This is a genomic window from Noviherbaspirillum sp., assembly GCF_035944575.1.
Classification (GTDB): domain Bacteria; phylum Pseudomonadota; class Gammaproteobacteria; order Burkholderiales; family Burkholderiaceae_D; genus Noviherbaspirillum.
This window is the reverse complement of sequence record NZ_DASZBA010000240.1, coordinates 1-5,084: the sequence shown is the minus strand read 5'-3', so window position 1 is coordinate 5,084 and position 5,084 is coordinate 1. Positions and strand designations below refer to the sequence as shown.

6 protein-coding genes and 1 pseudogene are annotated in these 5,084 nt (G+C 57.2%); 5 read left to right on the top strand and 2 right to left on the bottom strand.

All coding sequences use genetic code 11. From position 1 onward, the window contains the following. Window positions 1–91: 91 nt before the first annotated feature. A complete protein-coding gene (locus tag VGU61_RS19320; protein ID WP_326860908.1) occupies window positions 92–286 on the bottom strand; it encodes a YqaE/Pmp3 family membrane protein in 195 nt (64 codons plus the stop codon). A gap of 209 nt (window positions 287–495) precedes the next feature. Between VGU61_RS19320 and VGU61_RS19315 the strand changes: the two genes are divergently transcribed. The 3 genes from VGU61_RS19315 to thpR all read left to right on the top strand — a co-directional run bounded on the left by VGU61_RS19315 (window position 496) and on the right by thpR (window position 2,831). Then, complete coding sequence (locus VGU61_RS19315; protein ID WP_326860907.1) at window positions 496–918, top strand: hypothetical protein; 423 nt, start codon at window positions 496–498, stop codon at window positions 916–918. A 283-nt stretch (window positions 919–1,201) separates the two neighbouring features. Continuing rightward, window positions 1,202–2,164, top strand: coding sequence for a metallophosphoesterase family protein (locus VGU61_RS19310; protein WP_326860906.1), 963 nt, complete (start codon window positions 1,202–1,204; stop codon window positions 2,162–2,164). Window positions 2,165–2,255: 91 nt separating this feature from the next. Further along, a complete protein-coding gene (gene thpR, locus VGU61_RS19305) occupies window positions 2,256–2,831 on the top strand; it encodes an RNA 2',3'-cyclic phosphodiesterase (protein WP_326860905.1) in 576 nt (191 codons plus the stop codon). 43 nt (window positions 2,832–2,874) lie between these two features. On the opposite strand, the gene tcdA is transcribed toward thpR, so the two are convergent. Continuing rightward, a complete protein-coding gene (tcdA, locus tag VGU61_RS19300; protein ID WP_326860903.1) occupies window positions 2,875–3,723 on the bottom strand; it encodes a tRNA cyclic N6-threonylcarbamoyladenosine(37) synthase TcdA in 849 nt (282 codons plus the stop codon). An 87-nt stretch (window positions 3,724–3,810) separates the two neighbouring features. On the opposite strand from tcdA, the gene VGU61_RS19295 reads away from it, so the two are divergent. Both VGU61_RS19295 and VGU61_RS19290 read left to right on the top strand, forming a co-directional pair. After that, entirely contained in the window at window positions 3,811–4,971 is a 1,161-nt protein-coding gene (locus VGU61_RS19295; RefSeq protein ID WP_326860902.1) for an MFS transporter, read from the top strand. Between the two features lie 4 nt (window positions 4,972–4,975). Continuing rightward, a pseudogene (locus tag VGU61_RS19290) lies at window positions 4,976–5,084 on the top strand (hemerythrin domain-containing protein); the annotation flags it as partial.

Below are 5,084 nucleotides of genomic sequence, written 5' to 3'. Positions count from 1 at the left end.
CTCGATGAGATACCGGATTAGATGCTTTTGTTGCTGCGCGGTTCTTGCCTGTTTAACTTATATATTGTCACGGCTTCCCTGGCCCCGGGCATCATCCGCGTGAGGAAAGCTGGCGTTCAAATGCCTTTTCCCGTTTATGTTCGCGGACCGCGAATACGGCCCAGATCGCCGCTGGCAGCCAGCCGATCAGCGTCACTTGCAAAATCAGGCAGATGATACCGGCTATGGGACGACCGATCGTAAAGAATGCGATGAAGGGAAGAATGATTGCTATAAAGGTGCGCATGGTGTGTCCTCGAAGAAAAGCGGCAGACGGGTCGGGATGCCGACTTGTCACGGCAAGCGACAGGACGCGACATCGGACGCCATAACCGCCGCATGAGCGTTCGGGTGAGCGATGCAAGATAGACATCCATGGCAAAAGAACTATCCCATTGTCTTTGTATCTGAATGTCATATCGTTTCACCGAACTGCACAATGCAAAGGAGAAATGTATGGCCCAAGAATCCAGACACATGACGAATGAAGCCGATATCGGCAGCGGCAAAAGGACGCCCGGACAGCAGGATATCGATCGCGCCGTGGAAGACGTTAACGTTCCCCTTCCTCAAGTCGGTGCGCCACGAGACGGCAGCCATCTGACTCAAGGCCTGGAGGAACAGGCTTATTATCAAAGAGAAGGATTTCACCAAGACAAGCTTCCTGGCCGTGTCCTGCAGCACGGTGACCATATTGCGCGCATCGTCGCAGTGAAGCAGCCGGACGATACATTCGAAGCGCAGGTATATGTCCGGCTCGCGCGGGAACCGGAAGTCGCCGAGACTTATATTCCCGTCGGGCACTACGGGTCGGAAGCTGCTGCCATGGAGGCTGCCGAAGAGAGAGCGCAGCGCGCGTTCGACGAGCATGAGTTTTAACGCTCTACTATTTCATCCGGCTATAACCAGATGATCGCCTGATCAACAGGACGGCCGGCAAGCGCTAAATGAAGTGCGTTCAGCATTTCAATGCCGGAGCGCTGATCAGCGCCGGCCAACCCTCATCTTCTCCGACATGCATACTTGGCTTTGCGCAAGCTGATTGCGCACGGAGCGAGATCGTGCCCTGATAACATGGCTGAACCATCGACCGGATTAGCCCGGATTGCATGCCTGTCATGAAACCGATACGCTTACGCGACATTCAAGACGCCACAAGGTTATGCTCAGCAACACCATCTCCCATCAGTTTTTTATTTCCGGCATCTTTGCCCTTTCATTGCCTTTCATTCTCGCCCTGTCGGGCTGTCAATCGGACAAATCCTCGACATTGGGCAGCGGTCCCGCGGAATCGATTCCGGGCAAAGGTGTCAACGTCTATGCAGCCGGAGATATCGCCGACTGCAAAAAGGTAAAACCGGCGAACAGCGGCGCGGCCAAAACCGCGGCGCTTATCGAAGCGCGGCTCGCTAATGATCCCGAGGCGGCGGTGCTGTCGCTCGGCGACCATACTTATCCGATCGGCTTGCTTGACGAGTTCACGTCCTGTTACGAGCCAACCTGGGGACGCTTCAAGAAACGTACCTACCCGACGCCTGGCAATCATGAGTATTACACCCCGAAGGCTGTCGGCTACTACAGCTATTTCGACGAGATCGCAGGTCCGGAACAGCGCGGTTACTACAGCTTCAGGCTAGGCAGCTGGCATGTGATCTCGCTGAACAGCTATCTGAAACCGAATGAACATCAGGCGCAGATGGAATGGCTGAAAGCCGATCTGGAGAAGAACAAGACACGCTGCACGCTCGCCTACTGGCACCATCCTCTATTCAGCTCCGGTGGGCACGGCAGCAGCCCGCGGATGAAAGACGCATGGAAGCTGCTCGTGGAAGCAGGTGCCGATGTCGTATTAAGTTCCCACGATCATGACTATGAACGCTTTGCACCGCAGGACGAGAATGGCCGGGAAGACGGCAAGCGCGGAATGCGGCAATTCGTCGTCGGCACCGGTGGTGCGGAACTGACGCCATTCTGGTTCAGGAAGTTCAATAGCGAGGTCAGCGACAATTCGTCGTTCGGCGTGTTGAAGCTCAATCTGAAACCCACCGGTTACGAATGGGAATTTTTACCGGTTGACGAGGACGGTTTCCGCGATCGCGGCGCGGCGCTATGCAATGCTTCATGACGCCGCTCATGCAGGATGCGATGCGCGATGATATGGTAGCCAATTGATCAAGCATGCTTGCCATGCATGCAGTCTTTCCCTGGAAACCATTATGCCCAACTCTTCTTCTGATTCACTACGCCTGTTCTACGCATTGTGGCCCGACGATGCGACACGCACCTCGCTAATGCAATTACAGTCCGGCGTACATGGACGGCTGGTCCCGTACTCCAATCTGCATATCACTCTTGCTTTTCTCGGGCAGCAACCCGCTTCTGTATTGCCGGTGTTGAAGGACATCCTGTCGGAATTGCCGGTCTCACCAATGATGCTGAACCTTGATCGAGTCAGCTATTTCAACAAGAACAGGATTGCATGGGCAGGAATGCATGAGGTTCCGGAGGAGTTATTCAATCTGCAACGCAGCCTGGTGAATGCATTGGAAGAAAACGGCATCCGCTTCGATGGCCATTCCAGCTTCAAGCCGCATGTAACGCTTGCGCGGGATGCCGCGCCACCGTCGGACATGGTATTCGAGCCGATCGCATGGCGGGCTGACCAAGTGGTATTGGTGCAATCCGTTACCGCAAGTGAAGGCCCGACTTATCATGTCCTTGATAGTCGTTCACTGGTGGAGAATACGCGTACGGCAGATGAACGCGGCCCAGGTGCAAGCCCGGTTCTTTAAGAGCGTTCTGCAAACGCAGCCTGACGTCGTCCTTGCAGGCGGATCAGGCGGGCGTTTTCTGACCCGCATCCGCGGCAAGCTTGCGCAATACCTGGGCTGCAGCAGTGAGGCCGAACGAAGCAGTTACCACCATCGATGAGCCGAAGCCGGCGCAATTCAACCCGGTCACACCGGCGCTGTCATCGCCGTCTTCCATCCCGCATACGCCTGCACTTTCAGGGAAGCGCAAAGGCTCGGTGGAAAACACCGCATCGATACCGAACTTGTTTTTCGTTCCACGCGGAAAACCGTACTGCGCCCGCAGACGCTTGCGTACCTTCGCCAGCAAGGGCTCCTGCTCGGTACGGCACAGGTCGCGAATCTCGATCTTCGTCGGATCGGTTTGGCCACCGGCACCGCCGATGGTGATCAGGCGCATTTTGTTGGTACGGCAATAGGCGATGAGGGCTGTCTTGGCCCGGACGTTGTCGATCGCGTCAATGACATAGTCGAAGCGCCCCGGCGTGATCATTTGCGCAAGGTTGTCCTCCGCAATGAAGTCCTCCACTTCCGTTACGCGGCAATAAGGATTGATCTGCGCCACCCGCTCTGCCAGCGCCGTCACCTTGGCCTTGCCGAGGGTATCCGTCAGCGCATGAATCTGGCGATTGATATTCGACTCCGCCACATTGTCGAGGTCGATCATCGTGATGCGGCCGATGGCGCTTCTTGCCAGCGCTTCAACAATCCACGAACCGACCCCGCCAACACCGATGACGCAGACATGCGCATCGCGAAAACGGGCGAGCGCGCCTTCGCCGTAAAGACGGGCGATGCCGCCGAAGCGACGGTCGAAATCGATCTCTTCTTGCGAAGAAGACAAATAGGGATTCAGGGGAAGGACAGTGCTCATGCCGCCATTTTAACGGAGAGCAACGCAAATGTTCTTTCACAGCACATTTTTGTCGCTTTCTTTTTGCACCTTCGGTATCGTTGAATCGTGTTCCCTTCCGCTCCGCTTCTGCAACTTATCCTGGTGTCATTGATGGCGCATATCGCGCTGGCCGGGTCGCGCATCACCACGTCCCTGTATGCGCTGTCCCTGCATGCGTCCGAATTGACCATCGGCACCCTCATCGCGCTGTTCTCGCTTTTTCCGATGATGTTCGCCGTCCCGGCAGGGCGCCTGGTCGACCGTATCGGCATCATGAAACCGATGCTCGGCGGTTGTCTGGCAATGAGCGCGGGCTGCGTTCTGCCGAGCATGTTCAGTGGCTTGCCCGTACTTTATCTGGCAGCCATATTGATCGGCACAGGATTCATGGCGGTGCAGGTTTCATCGCAGCATTGCGTGGGCGCGATCAGCGCGGCGGGAAATCGCTCGCTCAACTTCAGCTGGCTCGCGCTCGGCTATTCGGTATCGGGCTTTTGCGGCCCGGTGTTCGCCGGCTTCGTCATCGATCAGGCACAGTACAACATTTCCTATGCCGTATTTTCTGGCTTCGCAGTCGCATCGCTATGCCTTGTCGCCCATGGGAGGCTGGTCCAACTGCCGCTGGCGCCGCAACAAAAACCCGCGATGGCCGCCAGCGCACTCGACCTCCTGCGCGATACCGACATGCGGCGCATCTATTTCGTCGGAACACTGCTTTCGGCGGCCTGGGATCTGTTTACGTTCGTGCTGCCGATTCACGGATCGCGCCTCGGATTCTCGGCGTCGACCATCGGATTGATACTCGGCTGCTTCTCCGCCGCCACCTTCGTCGTCCGGCTCGGCATGCCATGGATTTCCCGCCGCTTCTCGGAATGGCAGGTGCTGGTAAGCGCCCTGATGCTGTCGGTGCTGTGCTACGGCCTGTTTCCGCTGATGCGCGAGCCGCTTTCATTGATGACGGTGGCAGCCATCCTTGGGCTGGCGGTGGGTTCCAGCCAACCCAACATGCTCGCGCTGCTGCATCACGCGGCGCCTGCGGGCCGTGCAGCGGAGGCGGTCGGTGTGCGCATTACCATCGGCAATGCCTGCCAGGTGATCCTGCCACTGGCCTTCGGAGGCGCCGGGGCCGCCCTTGGATTATCTGCGGTATTCTGGAGCATGGGCGCGATGATCGGCGCCGGCGTGCCGGTTGCCTGGCGCAATGCACGAACCAAGAAACAAGGATGACAACATGACTGACTTATTTGACACCGCACCGGGCTTCGACCAGCCGATCGCGGTACTGAAGCATTGCCACGACCGGATTCGAAAGCAACTCGCGACGCTGGAGAGGCTTGCTT

Excerpts from the sequence above, each read along its gene's own strand:
- VGU61_RS19315 (WP_326860907.1), top strand. The coding sequence starts at position 496 with ATGGCCCAAGAATCCAGACACATGACGAATGAAGCCGATATCGGCAGC.
- thpR (WP_326860905.1), top strand. The coding sequence starts at position 2,256 with ATGCCCAACTCTTCTTCTGATTCACTACGCCTGTTCTACGCATTGTGG.
- tcdA (WP_326860903.1), bottom strand. The coding sequence starts at position 3,723 with ATGAGCACTGTCCTTCCCCTGAATCCCTATTTGTCTTCTTCGCAAGAA.
- VGU61_RS19310 (WP_326860906.1), top strand. The coding sequence starts at position 1,202 with ATGCTCAGCAACACCATCTCCCATCAGTTTTTTATTTCCGGCATCTTT.
- VGU61_RS19320 (WP_326860908.1), bottom strand. The coding sequence starts at position 286 with ATGCGCACCTTTATAGCAATCATTCTTCCCTTCATCGCATTCTTTACG.